Origin of the sequence: Paenibacillus amylolyticus, from assembly GCF_051136285.1 — a bacterium.
Classification (GTDB): domain Bacteria; phylum Bacillota; class Bacilli; order Paenibacillales; family Paenibacillaceae; genus Paenibacillus; species Paenibacillus amylolyticus_F.
In genome coordinates this window covers 4,441,613-4,464,284 of record NZ_CP194938.1, presented here as the reverse complement: position 1 = coordinate 4,464,284, position 22,672 = coordinate 4,441,613, and the positions used below count along the sequence as shown (strand labels likewise).

The 22,672-nt window shown below is 47.1% G+C and carries 24 protein-coding genes and 1 riboswitch; all 24 genes read right to left on the bottom strand.

Annotated elements, in window-relative coordinates; all coding sequences use genetic code 11:
• Window positions 1-281 precede the first annotated feature (281 nt).
• The 24 genes from ACR8BL_RS19605 to ACR8BL_RS19490 all read right to left on the bottom strand — a co-directional run bounded on the left by ACR8BL_RS19605 (window position 282) and on the right by ACR8BL_RS19490 (window position 22,635).
• On the bottom strand, window positions 282-509 hold the full coding sequence (locus ACR8BL_RS19605; protein WP_221791282.1) for a DNA-directed RNA polymerase subunit beta: 228 nt from the start codon (window positions 507-509) through the stop codon (window positions 282-284).
• An 11-nt stretch (window positions 510-520) separates the two neighbouring features.
• The gene (locus ACR8BL_RS19600) at window positions 521-1,357 is read right to left on the bottom strand and encodes a flagellar hook-basal body protein (RefSeq protein ID WP_434749163.1); all 837 of its coding nucleotides are present in this window, start codon (window positions 1,355-1,357) and stop codon (window positions 521-523) included.
• A gap of 81 nt (window positions 1,358-1,438) precedes the next feature.
• A complete protein-coding gene (locus ACR8BL_RS19595; protein ID WP_434749162.1) occupies window positions 1,439-2,323 on the bottom strand; it encodes a flagellar hook-basal body protein in 885 nt (294 codons plus the stop codon).
• Window positions 2,324-2,425: 102 nt separating this feature from the next.
• Window positions 2,426-3,424: a rod shape-determining protein gene (locus ACR8BL_RS19590; RefSeq protein ID WP_123065314.1), complete on the bottom strand. Its 999-nt coding sequence runs from the start codon at window positions 3,422-3,424 to the stop codon at window positions 2,426-2,428.
• 220 nt (window positions 3,425-3,644) lie between these two features.
• Complete coding sequence (gene spoIIID / locus ACR8BL_RS19585; RefSeq protein WP_024632710.1) at window positions 3,645-3,932, bottom strand: sporulation transcriptional regulator SpoIIID; 288 nt, start codon at window positions 3,930-3,932, stop codon at window positions 3,645-3,647.
• A 172-nt stretch (window positions 3,933-4,104) separates the two neighbouring features.
• Window positions 4,105-4,845 (bottom strand): peptidoglycan DD-metalloendopeptidase family protein, encoded by a 741-nt coding sequence (locus ACR8BL_RS19580; protein WP_434749161.1) that lies wholly within the window; start codon window positions 4,843-4,845, stop codon window positions 4,105-4,107.
• Window positions 4,846-5,181: 336 nt separating this feature from the next.
• Window positions 5,182-6,576: a stage II sporulation protein D gene (gene spoIID / locus ACR8BL_RS19575; protein WP_434749160.1), complete on the bottom strand. Its 1,395-nt coding sequence runs from the start codon at window positions 6,574-6,576 to the stop codon at window positions 5,182-5,184.
• Between the two features lie 472 nt (window positions 6,577-7,048).
• Window positions 7,049-8,395: a UDP-N-acetylglucosamine 1-carboxyvinyltransferase gene (gene murA, locus ACR8BL_RS19570; RefSeq protein WP_434753179.1), complete on the bottom strand. Its 1,347-nt coding sequence runs from the start codon at window positions 8,393-8,395 to the stop codon at window positions 7,049-7,051.
• 522 nt (window positions 8,396-8,917) lie between these two features.
• Entirely contained in the window at window positions 8,918-9,175 is a 258-nt protein-coding gene (locus tag ACR8BL_RS19565) for a DUF1146 family protein (protein WP_090922880.1), read from the bottom strand.
• A 628-nt stretch (window positions 9,176-9,803) separates the two neighbouring features.
• Window positions 9,804-10,208, bottom strand: a complete 405-nt coding sequence (locus ACR8BL_RS19560; protein WP_434749159.1) for a F0F1 ATP synthase subunit epsilon — start codon at window positions 10,206-10,208, stop codon at window positions 9,804-9,806.
• Window positions 10,209-10,272: 64 nt separating this feature from the next.
• Entirely contained in the window at window positions 10,273-11,676 is a 1,404-nt protein-coding gene (gene atpD / locus ACR8BL_RS19555) for a F0F1 ATP synthase subunit beta (protein ID WP_434749158.1), read from the bottom strand.
• A gap of 95 nt (window positions 11,677-11,771) precedes the next feature.
• Complete coding sequence (gene atpG / locus ACR8BL_RS19550; RefSeq protein WP_434749157.1) at window positions 11,772-12,644, bottom strand: ATP synthase F1 subunit gamma; 873 nt, start codon at window positions 12,642-12,644, stop codon at window positions 11,772-11,774.
• Window positions 12,645-12,855: 211 nt separating this feature from the next.
• Window positions 12,856-14,370 (bottom strand): F0F1 ATP synthase subunit alpha, encoded by a 1,515-nt coding sequence (gene atpA, locus ACR8BL_RS19545; RefSeq protein ID WP_095291229.1) that lies wholly within the window; start codon window positions 14,368-14,370, stop codon window positions 12,856-12,858.
• A 16-nt stretch (window positions 14,371-14,386) separates the two neighbouring features.
• Window positions 14,387-14,935, bottom strand: coding sequence for a F0F1 ATP synthase subunit delta (locus tag ACR8BL_RS19540; protein WP_434749156.1), 549 nt, complete (start codon window positions 14,933-14,935; stop codon window positions 14,387-14,389).
• Window positions 14,932-15,420, bottom strand: coding sequence for a F0F1 ATP synthase subunit B (atpF, locus tag ACR8BL_RS19535; RefSeq protein ID WP_434749155.1), 489 nt, complete (start codon window positions 15,418-15,420; stop codon window positions 14,932-14,934). Before atpF ends, ACR8BL_RS19540 begins: the two co-directional genes overlap by 4 nt.
• Window positions 15,421-15,537: 117 nt before the next feature.
• Entirely contained in the window at window positions 15,538-15,762 is a 225-nt protein-coding gene (atpE, locus tag ACR8BL_RS19530) for a F0F1 ATP synthase subunit C (RefSeq protein WP_017691934.1), read from the bottom strand.
• A gap of 78 nt (window positions 15,763-15,840) precedes the next feature.
• Window positions 15,841-16,659 (bottom strand): F0F1 ATP synthase subunit A, encoded by an 819-nt coding sequence (atpB, locus tag ACR8BL_RS19525; RefSeq protein ID WP_434749154.1) that lies wholly within the window; start codon window positions 16,657-16,659, stop codon window positions 15,841-15,843.
• Window positions 16,660-16,704: 45 nt separating this feature from the next.
• Entirely contained in the window at window positions 16,705-17,082 is a 378-nt protein-coding gene (locus ACR8BL_RS19520; RefSeq protein WP_434749153.1) for an ATP synthase subunit I, read from the bottom strand.
• Window positions 17,075-17,329: an AtpZ/AtpI family protein gene (locus ACR8BL_RS19515; protein WP_017691931.1), complete on the bottom strand. Its 255-nt coding sequence runs from the start codon at window positions 17,327-17,329 to the stop codon at window positions 17,075-17,077. Before ACR8BL_RS19515 ends, ACR8BL_RS19520 begins: the two co-directional genes overlap by 8 nt.
• 186 nt (window positions 17,330-17,515) lie before the next feature.
• Window positions 17,516-18,673, bottom strand: coding sequence for a non-hydrolyzing UDP-N-acetylglucosamine 2-epimerase (wecB, locus tag ACR8BL_RS19510; RefSeq protein ID WP_434749152.1), 1,158 nt, complete (start codon window positions 18,671-18,673; stop codon window positions 17,516-17,518).
• A 39-nt stretch (window positions 18,674-18,712) separates the two neighbouring features.
• Window positions 18,713-19,342, bottom strand: coding sequence for a uracil phosphoribosyltransferase (gene upp / locus ACR8BL_RS19505; RefSeq protein WP_090922856.1), 630 nt, complete (start codon window positions 19,340-19,342; stop codon window positions 18,713-18,715).
• Between the two features lie 301 nt (window positions 19,343-19,643).
• Complete coding sequence (glyA, locus tag ACR8BL_RS19500) at window positions 19,644-20,891, bottom strand: serine hydroxymethyltransferase (protein ID WP_434749151.1); 1,248 nt, start codon at window positions 20,889-20,891, stop codon at window positions 19,644-19,646.
• 257 nt (window positions 20,892-21,148) lie between these two features.
• Complete coding sequence (locus tag ACR8BL_RS19495; protein ID WP_434749150.1) at window positions 21,149-21,742, bottom strand: TIGR01440 family protein; 594 nt, start codon at window positions 21,740-21,742, stop codon at window positions 21,149-21,151.
• Window positions 21,743-21,884: 142 nt separating this feature from the next.
• A riboswitch (ZMP/ZTP riboswitch) is annotated at window positions 21,885-21,966 on the bottom strand.
• 96 nt (window positions 21,967-22,062) lie between these two features.
• Entirely contained in the window at window positions 22,063-22,635 is a 573-nt protein-coding gene (locus tag ACR8BL_RS19490) for a low molecular weight protein arginine phosphatase (protein WP_434749149.1), read from the bottom strand.
• Window positions 22,636-22,672 lie beyond the last annotated feature (37 nt).

Genomic DNA, 22,672 nt, shown 5'->3' with positions numbered 1-22,672 from the left:
TGTAGTGCGGAAACAATTAAACAAGCATGATCAAGTCGATCCTCATATAAATGAGTTTTCAATTTTAATGTTGTATGAAATGTTGATTTAGGGTTAACACTAGTAATATCCTTCATGACTGCAGTAGTGAAGGTTGAGATAAGGGGTCTCTCTTCGCGATGACAGCATGTCTTTCGCAGGGGAGGCCTCTTCTGACGTTAAACGTCATCCATCATTATACTGTTTTCAACACCAAAAAGAAAACTCCTGCCTGCGCAGGAGTTTTCGCTGTACTCGTTATCTTATGGAGCGAATACCAGATCATAGACATGCTTCCAGGTACTCCATTGCCATACGGAACCGATATCCTGTTTGCCCAGTACCACATATCCAGCGACCATTCCGCCAGCGAGGGCAAGAACAAGCAGAATCGGAATCAGAAACCATCTTGCGATGCGCCACCAACTCTTCTTTTTCTTCTTGACTTCCTTCTGTTCCGGCTTGCTGTTCTGCTGCTGTGTTTCTGTCATCCCATTCACCTTTATGCTCTCATATTATTGGCAAGACCCGCCATGGAATCACTGGACGTAAGCGCCCGCGCTGCCAGTTGATAGGTCCGCTGACCTTGCATCAACAATGCCATTTCCTGCGTCATATCCACATTAGACTGCTCAAGAAAACCTGTACGGATCGATGCTTGTGGCACACGTGTTGCCGCGTTAGCCCCAAATACATCGTTCTCGGTTACCCCGGCGTCCAGACCAAACAGATTATCCGCTAATTGCACGAGTCCTTCAGGACGCTCGATATCCACCATCTGCAACTGTCCTGTAATTACGGCATTTCCAGCTCCCTGACGAATCAGCAAGTTACCCTTATCATCAAAAGCAACCGTGCTATTCATTGGAGCCGTAATCAGCTCCCCCTGACGATTCAGAGCGAAATGCCCGGCGTCATTGACCAGTACCATCCGGTCTGGATCATTAGGATTAACTTTTGGACGCATATCCGGTACAAAATGAAATGCCCCTTGCCGTGTCCATACTTTCTGACCATTCGCCTGAACAGCGAACATCGCGTTGCCCTCAATAGCCAAATCTGTCGGGTTCCCCGTCTCCTTCATGCTACCTTGGGACATATCTCTAGTAAGATTGACCAGACGTGTTCCAAAACCGAGGTTATAACCCATCGGTGTCGAGCGTCCATCCTGCTTGTACTTATCATCTTGCTGCTGTACGCGAGTCAGGGCATCCTCAAAACTTGCCTGTTTGCTCTTATAGCCTGCCGTATTCACGTTGGCAATATTATCGGAAATGACATCCAGTCGTTGCTGAATCGCGGTCATAGAAACCTTGGCACTAATCATGGAATTATTCATGCGGTGGTTTAACCTCCTGCTTTGCTTTGCTTCGCTAAGGGCACTTGAGCCCCTCACTGTACGGTTATATTATAAATGGCGTTATACACGACCAACTTCGTTTACAGCTTTTTCCAAACTGCGGTCATAGAACTGAATGACCTTCTGGTTCGCTTCATATGCACGGAATGCAGCATTCATGTCAACGGTTGCTTGGGAGGCATCTACATTCGACCCTTCCAGGTAACCTTGATGAATCTGAACATTATCGGCAACGGCCATCATTCTAGCGGTTGCTCCATTATCTTCATTCAGGCTAAAGTTGCCGTCACCTTGACGAACCAACTGATTCGGCTGATCAATAACACTGATTCCAAGCGTAACCCCTGTTGGAGCACCCGTAACCGCATTAACAAGGCGGCCTTGCTCATCCACTTTAAATTGCTCCACAGAACCTGTCAATACAACCGGTTGTCCGTTGCTATCGAGCACCTGAGAACCGGTGGAGCTGAGAAGCTGCCCCGTTCCGTTCACTTCCAGGTGACCATCACGTGTATAACGGGTATTGCCATCTGCATCCCGAACCGTAAAATACGCCTGTGGCTGATACGTTACGGTTCCATCTGCTCGTACAAATTTGCCAGAAGCATCAAACGGAACAGGCTGGTTTGTCTGAGGATCATTCACACTTAGATTGGAGGAAATTGCAAAATCACTTTTTCGCTTCGTCTCCATAAGAGCACCTTGAATATTCATGGATAAACTCTCTTCCGCGAATACACCGGAGTTGAGCCTGCCCAGCCGCTTTGTTGGAAGATTGGGATCCCCGCCAGTTAGAGTAATGAGCATTTCCGGGAACGCGCGCTTTACATTGTTCACCTGTTTGTATCCCGTTGTGTTCATATTTACGATATTTTGCGTGGCTGTGTCATGGCGACGTTGCTCTGTAATCATTCCCGCAGCAGCAGTGTACAGACCTCTTAACATGAATGAACCCCTCTCCTCAAACGCTTGTCCCTGCATTGCAGATCGCTGTTTGTCCGTTCTGTTCACCTTTGCAGTGAACCCATTGCTCTTTATATCGGCAGACTAGAACTTTTTCTTAACCACTTGATCCAAATTATTCAGCATAATGCCTGTCCCTTTGACAACGCAGTGCATCGGATCCTCTGCAACCCATACCGGTACATGCAATTCATTGGACAACAGTTCATCCAGTCCATTCAACAATGCACCTCCGCCCGTCAAAACTACACCGCGGTCAATAATATCCGCAGACAGTTCAGGCGGTGTACGTTCCAATACCGATTTGGCTGCAACGATAATGGATTGCACGGAATCCCATAGCGCTTCCTGCACTTCACTACCTGACACAGTCACTGTAACTGGCAGACCGGTAACCATATCGCGACCGCGAATATCCATCTCAGCCTGATGTCCAGCCGGGTTCACGGAACCAATCGCGATTTTGATATCTTCTGCTGTGCGTTCCCCGATCATAAGTTTATATTTGGCTTTGATATACTTGGTAATGGCTTCATCGAACTTGTCCCCAGCAACTTTAATAGAAGAGGCGGTGACTACGTCGCCCATAGACAGGACTGCAACGTCAGTCGTTCCGCCGCCGATATCCACGACCATATTGCCGCTCGGCTGGAAAATATCCATACCCGCACCGATGGCTGCCGCTTTCGGCTCTTCTTCCAAGAATACTTCTTTGGCACCGCTGCGCTCCGCCGCTTCACGGATGGCCTTCTGCTCTACGGAAGTAATATTCGTTGGTGCACAGATCAAAATTCGCGGGTGGCTGTACCAGCTTCTTGCCCCTACACGGCTAATGAAATGTCTAAGCATGGCTTCCGTAATTTCGAAGTCCGCAATAACACCATCGCGCAGCGGTCTAATGGCAACAATGTTACCCGGCGTACGCCCTACCATACGACGCGCCTCTTCCCCGACAGCAAGGACCCGCTTCGTATCGCTTTCAATGGTCACGACGGAAGGTTCATTGAGAACAACTCCGCTTCCTTTCACGTGAATAAGCACGTTTGCCGTGCCAAGATCAATACCGATATCCTTGCTAAACATAAAAGAGCCCCCAAAGTGATATTATTTGGTCAGCGTATCCTGTGAAAAAGTGTCTCTTATCACGTCACCGCTCGTTCGACAAAGTGCAACATATATATGTAAAAATCGGGCTGATAAGATGTCATAATTCGATCCTGTACCAGCTTTTAACATATCATACTTCAGGGGAGGGATTCAATCCATACTGTGAGCTTTTTGGCCTAGTTCTTGAAGAACTAGCTTATGATTTGGCGGAAGCCAGCACCTCACGTTTTTTTCCACTTGTTTTTTTGTACTTGATTTTGGTCGCTTCACCGCCCCGCAAATGACGGATCGACTTATGGTACTCCAAAATGTGTTTGACCTGGTCAGCAAGATCAGGGTTGATTTCCGGCAGACGCTCCGTCAGATCCTTATGCACAGTACTCTTTGACACGCCGAATTCTTTGGCAATGGTACGGACCGTATTTCTCGTCTCAACAATGCAGCGACCAATTTTGATGGTCCGTTCCTTGATGTAATCGTGCACGCTCCCGCCTCCCTACTGTGTGGATAGTTTGGTACATTATATGAGGAGCATGCCTATATATTCGCGGTTTAGAGGAGTGACAAGCTTCGATGGTCCCATTATTTTCTGAAAAGCATAAAAAGAGCAGAGGTTATTCACCCCTGCCCATCATGTTAGTGCGGTAAAAATCATTTTATTTTTCCGGAAGATATCCTTGCGGGTTCACGGGCTGACCATCTTCATAAACTTCAAAGTGAAGGTGGTTCCCCAAGTTTTTACCCAGTTCACTTACTCCAGCAGATGCAATGGCATCCCCTTGCTTCACTTCATCGTCCTGTTTTACTTTGACGTCAGCAAGGCTTTGGTATACGGTTTTCAGGTTGTCGCCGTGGGTAATTTCCACCACTTGACCTGTGAGTGGGTTTTGCTCAACACGTGTAACCTTTCCGCTGAGTGCTGCTTTGACTTCAAACGATTTGTTGTCACCCCGCGCCAGATCTACACCCGTATTCGGAATAAATGTGTCATTGTACTGCACCATTGCAGCCTCATGCTCTTCACTTGAAGCTTCGTTGTCATAGAATGGTTTCACGACCGAAATCTCGGACGGAGATGCTACGGGCCATACGAAATTTTCTGACTTTGCAATAACCTCCACACTTTCCTGTTCTCCGCCTGTCGCTGTTCCCTCAGTACTCGCTGCGCCTGTTTCTACTGCTTCTTTAGCAGAGTCCGGGTTCAGAGCTTTGCCGCCTGTTCCCTGATAGACCCACACTAGAGTTAGTATAATGCCTGCTGCTGCGATGTAGACTGCCGGGAAAACCCAACGTTTGGACATTGCTTTTCTCCATGAAGAGGGCTGAGCGGCCGGTACTCCTTGCGTTGTTTTAGGAGTTTCTTCTTGGACTGTTTTTTTGTTGTTTTGTTCATTCATCTTGATCACCTCAGTAACAAGTGTTACCGGGTGCAACTCTTTTATACACGCGCGACTCTAATTATTTTCACGCAGCTTTCAAAGAATGCTATATACGGGTGGTAGTGCGTGCGCCGCTCCGGGGCCAGAAAACCTTTCGACCGGCTGTTATCCCCGCATTTCCAAATTGATTATATTCTCCCACAGGAGAAATCCGGTGATAAAGGCGGACGCTACGCTTCTACAGGTCTTTTCTGTCCCCTGCGCTCCCCATACGCTCTCACTTCCTTCATATATAGCCAAATTTTGAAAACTCCGGAATGGGTGGTTGATAGAGAACAAGAAGCATGGAAGTGTTTACTTCTCCTGCTTTGAAGCTAACATCTTGGAGGCCTGTCCGAAAGAGATTCCGGTGTAGTAATGTTTCAGAATCTCGGTAGCTGTGCGCCCCTCCTGTGCCATGCCATTGGCTCCCCATTGACTCATACCCACCCCATGACCATATCCATACGTCGTAATTTGCACTGCATCACCTTCCGTTTTCCAGCTGAACTGGCTGGATCTAAGCCCAAGACGTTTGCGGACTTCCGGGCCGCTGAAGGTTTCGCCGGCAATCTGTATTTCCTTGATACGTTTCCCCTTGGTGGTAGATAACACTTTCATCCACGAACCACTCTTTTCAGCAGTCACCGGAATCGCATCCAGGTTCATCTTTTGTAAAATGTCACTGCGTTTCATCGTAATCGTTTCTCTGAAACCTGGAGCCAGTTGTTTATCCCATGGGCTATCCACACTCTTCAGATAGGGAACAACGTTGCCCCACACATCCTCTGCATTTTCCGTATATCCATTGCTAGTTGAGAAGAAGGATGCTGTGATCGCCTGACCTTGATACGTCATGACTGCGTCACGGCTCTCGCGGACAGCTTGCTGTAGTTTCTCCCACTCCTTTGCTTTACCCAGCCGGGTCCAATCGGACTTTACCTGATCAGGTGGAATGAAGACCTGATGACGAATCGTATCCGTCACGTCTGCTGCGCCTGATGGTACGCCACTTGTATCGTTTGCAGCCAGTCTTCTCACAATAAAAGTACGAGCAGCTATCGCTTGAGCCTTCAATGCTTCTAGTCTGAATTCAGCGGGCATCTCTGCAGCAACTACCCCCGTCACATATGCCTCAAGCGGCAACTGTATCGTTGTGCCTTTGGCAGCCAAGTAAACACGTACGTTAGGCTCAGGGTAGGTTACAGGCACTGCAGGTACAGGGCTTGGACTCTTTGAACTCGTACTAGTGCTCACACCTGCAGAAGATGGCGTTGATTTTACCTGCTCGGCAGCTCGCGGCCACACCAGAATGACCGGGATGCTTATCGCCAGAACGAGCAATGCCGAAACTGCTGCTACGGGTTGCCAACGCCACGAATTACGTCCCCAGCGGTGACGACGGCCAAAGGCACGCATACGACGGCGTTTCACCTTGCGAAAGGGATCTAGCTCAATAATGGGGATATTCATATGGTCTGTAGCTTCTTGCTTCAGCTCCTCTGCAAAATGTTGCCCAGGTCTAGCATGTATCGTTTCAGGCTTGCCCCCCGTTATCATCTGTACCTTCACTATCTGTAGCGGTTTACTCCCCTTCTTCGCAGGAGCAGATTGGTCTTTCTCTGCATCCTGGATTGAACTCTCCTCTAATCCCTGAATCCCAGGCCGCGGGACAAGAGGTACTTTTACTTGTACACGAGCTTCTTTCATCTGAGATACCCCTCCGTTGTAATGACCAGGTCATGGCTGGTTCTTTGTCAAATCCATAGTTTAAGATATGAGTTATAGCGATCTGATAGAACCAGGTTTAAGAGAAACGAGAGGCGTACTAATGTAACGATTAACCCTTTCTCCATTCAAGTCGATAACCCGAAAACATCGTTGCTACGCGTATTGAGCAGCGTGTTCTCAGTAATGGATATGAAGCAAATGTTCTTTCATATGGTACAGAAAAGGTAAAGAATCAGATGTTATGTTAGAAGTTAGGATCAGCTATTAATAGAATCAGGTACTTAACGTATTACCATACAATCCGTTTGGAAATATATAAGAGAACACAAAAAAAGCCAAGCCCGAAGGCTTAGCTTAATCAAACACATGCGTTAATGTTCCTTCTCGTTTGCGAAAACCCACAATTTACTGTGGCTCAATATCGACAAGGACACTGTGATATAAATGTATGTTACACCCAAGTTGGTTGTACTTTGAACATTGGAACTTCTTCCTCTACCTTTTCGCTAGGTGCTTTAACTGCATCCAGCTTAGGCTCTTCCACCGAAATGCGGTAGATATCCGCTCCAAGGCCATTAAGCTTCTCTGCCAAATGTACATAACCACGGTCGATGTGATGCACACCACCCACTTCAGTGGTACCTTCAGCAACCAGGCCAGCAATGATCAGAGCAGCCCCTGCACGCAGGTCTGTAGCCGTCACTTTGGCACCTTTCAGCTTTGCATTACCCGTAACGATGGACGAGCGACCTTCTACTTTGATCTCTGCGTTCATCAACTGGAATTCATCAACGTGCATAAAGCGGTTCTCGAAGACCGTTTCCGTCACAACGCTAGTTCCTTCCGATGCCAGCAACAAAGCCATCATCTGGGATTGCATATCCGTCGGGAATCCTGGGTATGGTAATGTTTTGACATCCACTGCTTTGAGTGGACGATCGGCAATGACACGCACACCATTCTCATCCGGCTGTACGGTTACGCCCATTTCCTCCAGCTTCGCAATGACGGACCCCAAGTGATCGGAGATGGCACCTTCAACATATACGTCACCACCAGAGATTGCTGCTGCAGCCATATATGTTCCCGCTTCAATGCGATCCGGGATTACCGTATGTCTGACACCAGACAACTTCTCCACACCTTCAATACGAATAACGCCCGTACCGGCTCCGCGGACTTTAGCTCCCATCCCGTTCAGGAAATTAGCCAGATCCACGATCTCAGGTTCTTTCGCCGCATTCTCCAGAACCGTTACACCTTCGGCCAATGTTGCAGCCATCATAATATTTTGAGTGGCACCTACGGAAGCCACATCTAGATAAATTTTCGCACCGCGCAACCGTCCTTGGCTGCGTGCTTCGATATAGCCTTGACCCAAACTGATCTCGGCTCCCATGGCTTCAAAACCTTTGAGATGCTGATCAATCGGTCGTGTACCGATGGCACATCCCCCAGGTAGTGAGATTCTTGTTTGACCCAAACGCGTCAACAAAGGCCCCATGACCAGAAAAGACGCCCGCATTTTACTAACCCATTCATACGGGGCTTCACAGGAAGTAAGATTCTCCGCATTTACGGTAATCACTTCGTCCCGGTATGTAACTCCCGCTCCCAGCGATTCCAACACTTTGTTAATCGTCATCACATCGTCTAGAGGAGGTGCGTCAATAATAACGCTTTGTCCTTCTTCCCCTAAGAGAGAGGCAGCGATGATCGGAAGAACAGAATTTTTAGCGCCGCTAACTTTGACACTTCCGGTCAACCTTTTGCCACCGCGGACGATAAATTTGCTCATCATGGTTCCCTCCGCGCTTTTATTCCCTTTTCCTCATTCCGGAATACATAAGCCCTACTGTGATAGAAAGGACTGTTGCTGTGTGTGGAATTTCGACAAATTCTGGCATGTATGCTCAGTTGTCTATTCAGAAAAGAATTGGTTTGTATAAATCATATCGATGATACCATGTGTTCTGTGCATCCTGCTTTATGGCTTGTGAAAATCATCAAAAAGACCATCATAGCATCAAAACAGACCCATTGGGATGATTTTTAGCCGGTATCTACCGGATATCCCGTTTATAACCTACATAATAAGTGGAAAATTGTGAATTCCCTAACTTCCATCATAACACTGTTGATTTGTGCGATACAAGCATTTTTTACATAAACACTTCAAATTCGTTCAATTAAACGTTCACATTTTTTTCTTAAGTTTTGGCCGACAACTTATACTCTAATTGTTAACACAATTAATCGATGTTATTCGACAATGAGCCGCTTGAAGAACCTAACAGATGATTAACCAACCATCTCAACATTAAAACAAATTTCTTAACATTTGAGTCCAAGACAAATAGTCAATAACAAAGCCAGCAACAGCATGCCCCAAAATAATGGCGAGCAGCAAATGTAGCAGTCTCCCCTGAGGGCCTTTTGGCTGTCTGATTACCAAATCCAGTTTCAGATTTTGCAGTGACCACCATGTTATCGCAATACATATAAGAGAAACAACGATTGAAATCAGGCTGTTGGTGCTCAATGTCTGGTTTACCTGATTCGCCAGATCATTACCCATATCTTTTACCTCCACCTTGATTGTTGCAATGATCAGCATATCATATGCCTTGCACCCATAACTTGTTAGTATACTGGAATGTTCGAAGCTGAAAAATATGCACGTTCACCTGTGAGTTATACTCCGGATCGCAGGATCACCTGATGCCCATATGACCGAGCAGCAACAATTTGGCTGTACATGATGATTTAAATCTAGTATCCAGCTACTTGCACCTGCTGACTCTATGGAATATAGGCTGTTTCACTATCGCTTGTCAACTACATTGATTTCCACTTCAAAAAACATTTTAAATTTTATTCGCTAGTATTGTGTGACTAAAACGACATAAAAGAGCGTTGCAACGATATCGATTCTGTCATTTCCTCGGAAATAATTCAGCTTCTTTTCGTAAAAATTGGTTCTATCAGCGGAATGCGCCCATATTACTTAAGTCCTATATGTTATTCATGTGTTAATCAAAAGGTGAATCTAATGATGTGGAACGATTCATACTATATAAAGAGAGGACTCTCTAACCTTCAAATTCATAGATAATTTCGTAGCTGTCCTGAAATCAATTGTCCTATTTCGCTGTAAAAGATTAAAAGAACCCGGCAGACTGTGCCGCCGGGCTCCATAAGTTACTTTATTTGCCGTATACGTTAATCCGGTTAACCGCTTTTTGCAAAGCAATCTCTGCACGGCGGTGATCAAAATGGTCTTGGTTGCTTTGGCTGGCAAGCCGGCGTTCTGCCCGCTCTTTGGCCGCACGCGCACGATCCACATCAATGCTTTCCGGGAATTCGGCACTCTCTGCAAGTACAACAACTTTATCTTTGCGGACTTCGATGAAGCCGCCGCCGATCGCGACCTGCTTGTTCTCTTTTCCGTTTTTGATAATGATTGGTGCAATCTGTAAAGGTGTAACCATCGGGATATGACCAGGGAGAATCCCCAGTTCCCCTTCAATACCACGAGCGATGACGCTGTTCACTTGCTGTGAATAGACCAGACGCTCAGGCGTTACGATTTCCAACAAAAAGGTGCTCAAATTCCATCCCTCCTGAAACTATCCGAAGGATAGCTCGCTTCATAAGGACAATCCTGGAGTCAGATTATACCAGTGTTTTGGCTTTCTCCACTGCCTCTTCAATAGTACCCACGAAGAGGAATGCTGCTTCCGGCAGATCGTCATGCTTGCCTTCGAGAATCTCTTTAAAGCTGCGCACCGTTTCTTTAACCGGAACGTATTTACCCGGAATGCCGTTAAATGCTTCAGCAACGTGGAAAGGCTGGGACAAGAAACGTTGAATTTTACGTGCACGATAAACGAGCGCTCTGTCTTCTTCACTGAGCTCGTCCATACCCAAGATCGCAATGATATCTTGAAGTTCGTTATAACGTGCCAAGATACGTTTAACACCTTGTGCAACGCTATAGTGCTCTTCGCCAACAACTTCAGGAGACAAGATCCGGGAACTGGATGCGAGTGGATCTACCGCAGGGTAGATACCCATCTCGGAGATTTTACGCTCCAAGTTAGTTGTTGCATCCAAGTGAGCAAACGTTGTTGCAGGAGCCGGGTCAGTATAGTCATCCGCAGGTACATAGATCGCCTGGATGGATGTAACTGATCCTTTTTTCGTTGAAGTGATACGCTCTTGCAATTGACCCATTTCAGTTGCCAGCGTAGGCTGGTAACCTACCGCAGATGGCATACGTCCAAGCAAGGCAGATACTTCTGATCCCGCTTGGGTGAAACGGAAGATGTTATCGATAAAGAGCAACACGTCACGGCCTTCTTCATCACGGAAGTATTCCGCCATGGTCAGACCTGTGAGGGCTACACGAAGACGTGCGCCTGGAGGCTCGTTCATTTGTCCGAAGACCATTGCTGTTTTGTTGATAACGCCGGAATCACTCATCTCGTGATACAAGTCGTTACCTTCACGTGTACGCTCACCAACACCGGCAAATACGGAGATACCACCGTGCTCTTGCGCAATGTTGTTGATCAGTTCCTGAATGGTTACCGTTTTACCTACACCGGCGCCCCCGAACAGACCGATTTTACCACCTTTAGCGTAAGGAGCCAGCAAGTCGATAACTTTGATACCCGTTTCAAGCATTTCTGCTTGGGTAGTCAGTTCATCGAATGCAGGAGCAGAGCGGTGAATCGGGTTTTTGTGTGCAGCTTCTACAGTACCGCCAGTATCAATTGCTTCGCCAAGTACGTTAAATACACGGCCCAGTGTCGCTTCACCGACAGGTACAGAGATTGGAGCTCCAGTATCTACGGCTTCCATACCACGTACGAGACCGTCCGTGGAGGACATCGCGATACAACGTACACGGTTGTCACCCAGATGTTTCGAAGCTTCGAGTGTAAGATTTACACTAACGCCGCTTTCGCTTACTGTAGTGATCGTAATGGCATTGAGGATTTCCGGCAGACCGCCGCGATCAAACTCGACGTCAACAACCGGACCCATGATGCTCACAACGCGTCCTTTGTTCATCTTAACGTTCCCCTCCTACAAGCCTGCTACTTTGGCAAAAATAAAGTTCCGTTCGTTCATCTTTGCAGTGCAAGCCTTCATTAAATAAAAAACATTTAGCCTTGTGCTGCGTTAGCACCTGCCACAATTTCCGTAATCTCCTGTGTAATCGCTGCTTGACGTGCGCGGTTGTAAGTCAATGACAGGTCGTTAATGAGCTTGGATGCATTTTTGGTTGCATTGCCCATTGCTGTCATTTTAGCACCCAGCTCACTCGCTTTACCGTTCAGAAGTGCACCGTAGATCAATGTTTCCGCATAACGCGGAAGCAACACTTCCAGTACAGCTTCAGCTGACGGTTCATACTCGTAGCTTGCAGTCGGTCCATCTGCAGCTGTTAACTCAGGTGTTTCCATAGGAAGAAGTTTCTCCATTGTCGGAATCTGGGTCAACGCATTTACAAAGCGGTTATAACAAATGTACAATTCATCAAATTCAGCCAGTTCAAATCCATGAACCGCCTCATGAGCGATGGATTTGATATCTGCGAATGAAGGTGAGTCCGACAGATCCGTTGTTGTGGAAGCCATAGCTATTTCACGTCTTCTGAAATAGTCACGCCCTTTACGACCAATAACGAATAATTCGTAATCGTCCTGGGAGTTATGACGCTCTTTCAGAGTCAGATTCACCTGACGCAGAACGTTCGCATTGTATCCACCTGCAAGACCCCGATCTGACGTAATGATCAGATACGCTGTCTTTTTGACCGGACGGCTTTCCAGCATCGGGTGCTGGATACCTTGGGTACTGGAGGCAATACTCGCCACAACTTCTTTTAACTTCTCTGAATATGGACGTGCTGCCTCTGCTTTTTCCTGCGCTTTACGCAGTTTTGCAGCTGCAACCATCTCCATTGCTTTGGTGATCTGCTTGGTACTCTGTACGCTTTTAATTTGACGCTTAATTTCGCGCATACCTTTTGCCATGATTTCACCACCTTAAAGTTTTGACAAAGTCAAAACTACATCGTAAGCACAACCCTACTTTGGCGCAGCCAAAGTTACTTCGTAAGCACCCACTGTAAGTTTTGACAACGTCAAAACTACAGTGTAAGCATAATCCTGCTTTGACCGAGTCAAAGTTTTGCATGCAGACATGCGGAATCGGTTAGACAACTCCGCAGCTACAATCATCTATTTAGACAGAGACTGCGAAGCTCTTTCTGAACTTCTCAATTGCACCTTTGAGTGCATTTTCATTGTCTGCTGTCAGTTCTTTCGTGTCACGAATCGATCCCAGAATTTCCGGGTGGTTGCTCTCCATGAACGCAAGGAACTCATGTTCAAAACGAGTAACATCACCTGTTGGAATCTCATCAAGGAATCCCTTAACTGCAGTATACAAGCTGACTACCTGTTGTTCTACAGGCAACGGCTGGTTAACACCTTGCTTCAGAATTTCCATCATACGCGCACCACGATTCAGACGAGCCTGAGTCGCTTTATCCAGATCGGAACCGAACTGGGAGAACGCTTGAAGCTCACGATATTGAGCGAGGTCAAGACGCAGGGAACCTGCAACTTTTTTCATCGCTTTGATCTGAGCAGAACCACCGACACGGGATACAGAGATACCAACGTTGATCGCCGGACGTTGTCCAGCATTGAACAAGTCAGCTTCCAGGAAGATCTGTCCATCCGTGATGGAGATTACGTTCGTTGGAATATACGCAGATACATCGGAAGCTTGTGTTTCAATGAACGGTAGTGCGGTTAAAGAACCTCCACCAAGTTCATCATTCAGCTTCGCGGCACGCTCCAGCAAACGGGAGTGCAGGTAGAAGACGTCACCCGGATAAGCCTCACGGCCCGGTGGACGACGAAGCAACAAGGACAGCTCACGATAAGCAGAAGCTTGTTTAGTCAAGTCATCATAGATGACCAGAACGTGCTCGCCTTTGTACATGAAATACTCACCCATCGAACAACCGGAGTACGGTGCGATGTACAAGAGTGGTGATGGATCGGAAGCTGCTGCTGTTACAACGATTGTGTACTCCATTGCGCCTTTACGACGAAGAGTTTCCACAACTTGTGCAACCGTAGACTGCTTCTGACCAATAGCCACATAGATACACTTCATGCCGCTACCTTTTTGGTTCAGGATTGCATCAATGGCAATTGATGTTTTACCTGTTTGACGGTCACCGATGATCAACTCACGTTGTCCGCGACCGATTGGTACCATTGCATCGATAGCTTTGATTCCTGTTTGCATCGGCTCATGAACGGATTTACGATCCATTACGCCTGGTGCTTTACCTTCAACCGGACGGAATTCCGTTGTAGCGATTGGCCCTTTGCCATCCACTGGAATACCGAGCGGGTTCACAACGCGCCCAATCAATGCTTCGCCTACAGGCACCTGCATGATTTGACCAGTACGTTTCACTTGGTCGCCTTCACGAATATCATAGTAAGGTCCCAGGATAACGACACCGACATTGCTTTCTTCCACGTTCATGGCGAGTCCCATAACACCGCTTGGGAATTCAACCAACTCGTTGGACATGACGTTCTCAAGTCCATAAACACGAGCGATACCATCACCAACCTCGATAACCGTTCCGACTTCGACTACATCGATATCGGTCTTGTATTGTTCGATTTGGCTCTTAATTAATGTACTGATTTCTTCTGGTTTGATACTCAAGTGTCCTCACCCCAATCTACTGTACTCGTCTGTTAAAAGACTGCTCAAGACGTTCGAGCTTGCCAGCCAAGCTGCCGTCATAGATCGTATCGCCAATGGCGACTTTCAATCCGCCCAGCAGAGTCGGATCAACAAAATTCTCGATACGAATCTTTTTATTCACACGGCCACCGAATTCACGGGCTACCGCTTCTTTTTCCTCATCGTTCAAAGCATATGTTGAGTATACACGGGCGTCAGCGATTCCAAGAGAATCACCTTCAATCTTCACGTAGTCACTCAACAATTCGTCCAACAGTTCAACGCGTCCACGCTCAATCAGGAGCAGAACCGTACGAAGGACAGGTTCGGACACTTTGCCATCCAGGCTTGCACGAAGCACATTTTGTTTGGCTTCATCAGAGATGTTCGGAGATACAATAAACTTGATAATCTCGGCATCTCCAGTTAACGCACTAACTACGGCGCGCAGTTCCTGTTCAACCTCAAGCACCTGCTGCTGCTGAAGTGCAACTTCAAACAATGCTTTCGCATAACGCTTGGCAACAATCGTATCGCGGCTCATTGTCGGCCCCCTACCTCATTGAGGTATTGGTTCACAAGTTCCTCTTGTGCAGGACCGTTCTCAACTTCTTTTTTAATCAATCTGGAAGCAATTTGAACGGAAGCTGTACCCAGTTCGCTGCGAAGTGCTGCGACTGCCTTGTTCTTCTCGCTCTCGATCTCACGTACCGCATCATCTTTAAGACGATTCGCTTCTGCCTTAGCATCAGCCAAAATCGACTCAGCTTGCTTGCCGCCCGTTTGTTTGGACTGCTCAATGATGTCGTGAGCTTCTTTGCGCGCATGTTCCAGAGCTTGTTTTTGCTCCTCCACATAGGCAATAGCCTGTTCACGAGTCTGTGCAGCCTCGTTCATCTGCGTCATCACGAGTTCACGACGCTTTTCCATAATGGAGAACAAAGGGCCGAAAGCGTAGCGGCTAAGCAGCCAATATAGAATTGCAAATGCAACCATCGCAAGAATTGTATTTTCCCATATGAAATTCAATCTGTTCACTCCTTCCTGGAGGTATCCTTAAAACGTTCGCCTGTTAGGACGGACATTTCCCTAAAAAGAAGGCGCGGAGGGCTGTGGCCTTCCCCGCCAAACCTTTATCCATTTAAATTAAGCCATACCGTAGAACATGAACGCGAGTACCACACCGATAATCGGCAATACCTCGATCAAACCTACACCGATAAACATTGTTGTTTGAAGAGTAGATTTCGCTTCTGGTTGACGAGCGATACCTTCCACCGTTTTGCTGATTACCATACCGTTACCAATACCTGCGCCAAACGCGCCAAGTCCTGCAACAATTGCTGCTGCGATTAATGCCATTGCTCCCATTTGTATATCCTCCTTAAAATAATAAATCGTATTTTTTATTGTTCAGCCTGATGAAGATATCTTCTTAGGGCTTGAAACTTAATGTTCTTCGTGCGTCTCGATGCTCTGTGAGATGTATACCATCATCAAAATAACAAACACAAATGCCTGGATCGCGCCGATAAAGATACTAAAGCCTTGCCAAACCATTAATAGTGGTATAGCCGCAATGGCACCAAACACTTTGAATGTGGTCAGCTTCAGGATCGTTGTAATCAGTACCTCACCCGCGAAGATATTCGCAAATAGACGCATACCGTGTGTTAACAGCTTCGATGCCGTCTCGATCAAGTTGATCGGTAAGAACAAGGCAAATGGCTGAAGGTAATGCTTGAGATATCCTCTGGTGTTGCGGAATAATCCAAGTCCATGAGATACAAGGAACGCAACCAGAGCCAGTCCCATCGTTACAGACAAGTCGGCTGTCGGTGATTTCCACCAAGCCAGTTCAACGTGTGGATGTGCATTCGGATCCTTGGCATGGGCCTTCTCAAAGGCTTCCACGGCCGTAACAATCGGTTGACCGAATACTTGCGCTTGTTCTACCTTATCCATCCCGGTTACTGCCTGGAACGGAAGTCCGAGCATGTTCCCTACAAAGATGAACATAATCATGGAAAGAGCGAGAGAGATAAAATGTTTACCTTTCTTCATATCCATTGTACTTGAGATCAGATTGCGGACGAATTCTACTGCCCACTCCATAAAATTTTGCAGCTTGCCGGGGTTTTCAACAGATAATCTTCGTGTCGCCAGTACAGCGAAAATAAAAACAAGGGCACCTGTAACGACCAGCATCAACACAACTGATAAATCCAGTCGAAATCCGCCAAGCATAATAATTGGAGCTTCATGCATATTTTTCTCACCCCTTTCTCGACTTGAAAGCTGCAGCACCTAATTTCATTCTGCTCTGCGGGAATAGATAATCCCTATAATCAGTAAGGAAAATTGCGCAATAACCAGACCACCTGCGACCGCATATGTATTGAAATACTGCGGAAAGCGCATCGATATAAATATACCGAGCACAGCCAGCGCTGCTCTTGTCAAAAATCCAAGGTTCACACGCTTCAAGTTACCTTCTGCCGCATCATCAGACATTTTCCTTACTTTGTAGCCCAGGTAAAATGCATTAATCCAGCTAATTCCTGTACCCAGAGCTAGTCCCAAAGCAATTGTCTCCACTCGTGGCATAAAAGCCGCTGCGAGAAAACAAATCATAAGTACATACATGACGAAAACAGTCATTGATCTGCGGTATCTGGCTAGTTCACTCATCACTTTCCCCCATGATTTTTTTCGCGATAAAGTAAATGCTTACCCCACCTGCCGCAAGAAAAAAGAGAACGCTTACGGCGATCCATATTCCGTTGCCTCCGATGGTCTTGTCCAACCAGGAGCCAGCGTAATATCCGGCAACAGCGAGAATGGCAATCTCGATCCCAAAAGCTGTCACGAGTCCCATCGCTTTCCATACATTATCGTCATGGTTACGGGATGAATTTGGTTTGTTCGAATCGGCCATTTTCCACGCCACCCTTGCAATCCCAGTTAATTTTACTGAATGATGAGAGCCTTTGTCAATTGATTGATTTTAGCGTTTTAAAGGGGGAAACGACAGGCTTATGAACCTCTAAAGCCCATAAACCCGCGAAAACCGTACAGTTTAACTGTATGCTATCCCCTCAGTAAAACCGTCAAAAAATGTGAATTATTTTTTGAACTTTCTGTGAAATGATTCCGGACGATCACTTTTCACGCCAAAATGGTGCAAAATCGCATTGACAATTCTTTCCGACGCATGTCCATCACCGTATGGATTAGCAGCTTGGCTCATGCTTGCATACAGTGCTTCATCCGAAAGCACCGCTTTGGTCCGTTCATATACACGTTCCTCTTCCGTCCCTACCAATTCGAGCGTGCCAGCTTCAATGCCTTCCGGGCGCTCTGTTGTATCGCGCAATACAAGAACAGGCACACCAAACGAAGGCGCTTCTTCCTGCAAACCGCCTGAATCAGTCAGGATCAAGTGAGTGTGCGGGTAAAAGTTATGCAAATCCACTACGTCTAGCGGATCAATTAACTGAATACGGGGATGATTCCCCAAAATCGCGTGAGCCGGCTCCTTCACAGCAGGACTAGGATGCACCGGGTACACGATGGCAATATCTTCGAATTCGTCTGCAATCCGTTTGACGGCCTGGAAAATGTTGCGGTGAGGCTCGCCTTGAGATTCACGGCGATGAGCAGTCATCAGCACCAGGCGTTTGCCTTGTGCCCAATCTAGTACCGGGTGCTTGTAGTCCTCCCGTACTGTATATTGAAACACATCCGTTACCGTGTTGCCTGTGACGTAGGTACTAGACGCCGATTTATTTTCTTTTGCAAGATTGGAAGAAGACCAGTCAGTAGGTGCAAAATGCAAATCAGCCAGTACACCCGTCAATTGGCGGTTCATCTCTTCCGGATACGGCGACAGCTTGTTCCACGTCCGCAATCCTGCCTCCACATGCCCAACTTGAATCTGTTGCAGGAATGCTGCATAGCTGGCTACAAATGTAGTCAAGGTATCTCCGTGAACCAGCACAATATCAGGCTTGGCTTCACGCAAAACTGGCTCCAGACCGCCAAGAACACGAATTGTGATCTCGTTCAACGTTTGACGATCCTTCATGACATCCAGATCATAATCGGGATGAATGTCGAAAACTTCAAGAACTTGATCCAACATCTGACGATGCTGCGCAGTTACGCAAACAATCGACTCAATGGACTCGGGATGTTTTTGCAATTCCAGAATAAGCGGAGCCATCTTGATGGCTTCCGGACGCACTCCGAAGATTGTCATCACTTTAATTTTTTTGGACATTCAAGAAAAGCTCCTTTTCTAATCCGCATGAAAATATGCTTATTTCGTTCCGTACAAACGGTCTCCTGCATCGCCAAGTCCTGGCACGATATATCCGTGATCATCCAGACGGTCATCCAGTGCAGCCACATAGATATCCACATCCGGGTGTGCATCCTGTACTGCTTTTACGCCCTCTGGCGCTGCAACCAGGTTCATCATCTTGATCTGAGTGCAGCCGCGTTTCTTGAGCACGTCAATCGCTGCAATTGCTGATCCGCCTGTTGCAAGCATCGGGTCAATTACAATCAGTTGGCGCTCAGTTACATCTGTAGGTAGCTTGGTGTAGTATTCAACCGGTTGTAGTGTTTCCGGGTCACGGAACAAGCCAACATGTCCTACTTTTGCCGCTGGCAGCAACTTCACAACACCATCCAGCATCCCCAGTCCTGCGCGCAGAATCGGTACCAGTCCAAGCATACGTCCAGAAATCACTTTTCCTTGTGTTGCTGCTACAGGAGTCTGTACATCAATCGATTCCAGTTCAACATCTCTTGTAATCTCGTAAGCCATCAACGTGGCTACTTCATCAACCAATTCACGAAAATCTTTCGTATTCGTACGCATGTCGCGTATAAACGTCAGTTTGTGTTGAATCAGGGGGTGATCACATATTACTAATTTTCCCATTAAATTGTCCCTCCGGTAAGTTCTTCATGAGTTAAGCATTTCCAAATATACCTAGCCATCATTCACAGGCTCGATAAATCCTGTATATTATATCATCACCCACACTGAATTACACCATCAAAGGGCACCTAATCATTACAGAAAAGCGAATCCTACAAAAACAGGACCGGAAAATGATTCATCCGGTCCTGTTTGCTCGTGCTGATGTGTGAATTGAATGCTCAAAATACATCTCCGTCTACGTGTTCACATCTTGAACATCTCAAAATCAAACAGCGCGAGCAATATTTATTAAGTAGTATTAATATTTAAGGTCAGTGTACAGTGGGTATTGGTCAGTCAAAGCAGTTACTTCTGCACGCGCCTGATCAAGGGTTGCTGTGTCTTTTGGATTTTTAAGTGTTTTGGCAATGATCTTACCGATGGATACCATCGCTTTTTCATCCATACCACGGGAAGTCGCAGCAGGTGTTCCGATACGGATACCGCTAGTGATAAACGGACTTGTAGGATCGAACGGAATAGCGTTCTTGTTCACGGTAATTCCGATGGAATCAAGCACATGCTCTGCTTCCTTACCTGTGATGTTCACGCTGCGTGTGTCGATCAGCATCAAGTGGTTGTCTGTACCGCCGGATACGATGTTCAATCCTTCAGCGATCAATGTTTCAGCCAGCACTTGTGCGTTTTTCACCACGTTCTGAGCATATGTTTTGAACGAAGGCTGCAAAGCTTCTCCAAAGGCTACAGCTTTTGAAGCGATAACGTGCATCAATGGTCCACCTTGGGAACCCGGGAACACGGCTTTATCAATTGCGGCTGCCCAAGACTTACGGCACAGGATCATACCGCCGCGTGGTCCGCGGAGTGTTTTATGTGTTGTTGTCGTTACAAAGTGTGCATGTGGCACTGGGTTAGGATGCAATCCAGCTGCAACAAGTCCTGCGATATGTGCCATATCAACCATAAACAGAGCGCCAACATCATCGGCGATGGCAGCCAGCTTTTCAAAATCAATGGTACGTGGATATGCACTTGCACCTGCCACGATCAGACGAGGACGGTGTTTGAATGCTGCTTTGCGAACTTCATCATAATCAATGAGGAATGTATCTTCTTGTACGCCGTATGCAACGAAGTTGTACAGCAAACCAGAAGCATTAACCGGACTACCATGCGTCAAGTGACCGCCGTGTGCCAGGTTCATACCCAGTACCGTATCGCCAGGCTTCAACGCTGCCAGATATACAGCCATGTTCGCTTGTGCACCGGAGTGCGGCTGCACGTTGGCATGTTCTGCGCCAAACAATTCTTTGGCACGATCACGCGCGATATCTTCAACGATATCCACATGCTCACAACCGCCATAGTAACGTTTGCCTGGATATCCTTCAGCATACTTGTTCGTCAGAACAGATCCCATTGCTTCAATTACCGCTTCGCTTACGATGTTCTCGGAAGCGATCAGCTCGATGTTGTTCTGTTGACGTTTCAGTTCAAGATTCATCGCTTCCAGTACTGCAGGGTCATTCTTACGCAATTGTTCCATGATTAAATTCCTCCTAATTATTATGAAGTTATAAAGTGAAATGATGTTTACACGTAAACGGAGAGTACAACACCAATCTGGAGAAGCAGCGCGTTCGCCTGAAAGCTTTCCGAAGGAAAGCTGCATCGGAAGCATACGTTATCACCGGATTTCCCACTTTTAAAAAAGGGATTCAAAGAAATCTGGGGATAACAGCGATCTTAAGATGGTGATGCAATCGAAGTCTGGAGTGTAACCCACTGCTTTCGCTTTATACGTTAGTCACAAAAAGTCGAATCGGGCTCTTCTTCCATTCGATAAACTGCACGTTCGCCGCCAACTAGTTTCGGACGTGTCAGTGCTGCCGTGACACGAGCCTCACCAATGTAACGAAGCGAGGTCCGAAAAGGAACCGCAACATGGCGAAGGTGCATACCTATCATCGTTTCTCCAATATCCAGACCCGCATGAGCCTGAATATGTTCAGCGAGACATGGATCGGACAATGAACGATAGGCGGTAGATGCCATGGAACCACCAGCCTTCGGCACCGGTACAGCGCCAACCTCTGTCAGTCCAAGCCGTTCAAGCAACGCCCGTTCCATCACAAGCGCCCTGTTCAGGTGTTCACAGCATTGGAATACGGTGTCGAAACCAAACTCCGTCTGTACCTCACGAACTCCTGCAAGCAACTGCTGCGCCACATCCACTGCACCGCTTGTTCCAATGCGCTGGCCTGCGACCTCGCTTGTACTTGTGCCAATAACCACAACTTGACCGGAGCCAAGCTTCCCGGCTAGTGCCAGTTCGCGCAGGATTGATGCGGTCTGTTGTTGCAATCCGGGTTGTTCCGAATCCAGTTCAATAGTCATCCTATCGCCTCCCGATAAAATCATGCCAATCTCTTGTGCACATTCGCTCCACACATACGTTGCATGGCATCTCAGGTACTATTATAGCGAAAAATCAGATGAAAGACGAAAAAAAGAGCAGTCTGCGGGTATCGCAGAATTGCTCTTTTGCCCAGGCGACCGGCCGTTTGTTCCGGTGCTCCATTGTGGTTGTGCCCACTTCGTCGCCAGTTACACCGGATCCCTGTTTTCCCCTTCATCATAAATCAACCGACACTTAAAATCAACGGTTAATTTACATCGCTTGTTCTGTTTCTATATCTTTCCTCTGCTTGCCTGAATTATTCAAGCTTATCCAAAAGGCGGGATAATGCCGTCCGAATCTCTGCCGCCGCAATGTTGTAATCATCCCGACTACCGCCAAATGGGTCCGAAATGTCGAAACTTGGAATTCTCTGTCTAATCTCAATCGCACGTTCCCGCTCCGAGGCCAACATCTCTTGTCCAAGTGCCCGCTTCATCTCCAATGTAGCGAACAGGCTGTCCAATTCCTCCAGGTCTTGAAGCACTTGTGCATCGTTCTCTACATACTCTTTCAGGGTGTACGTCTTCTGAATGGAGTCCGGAAACACCTGCATGACATGTTGTTTATGACTCCGGGTCAACGTCAGAATGAGGTCTGCCCATTCAACCAGTTCTGCACTGAGCTGTGTGGAGTGAGCTGGACCTTCTGCACTATGATCTCTCAACACCGCCTCGGCATGACGCGATACCGGCATACCCGATGTTGCGGCTACACCTGCAGAACGAACATGCACCTGGATGCCGCGCTCGGAAGCGAGTTTCCGCAAAAGCCCTTCTGCCATGGGGCTGCGGCACGTATTGCCTGTACATACGAATAAAATATGTTTCATTATGTTAGCCTCCCCATTGGATCAAGATGTGATATGC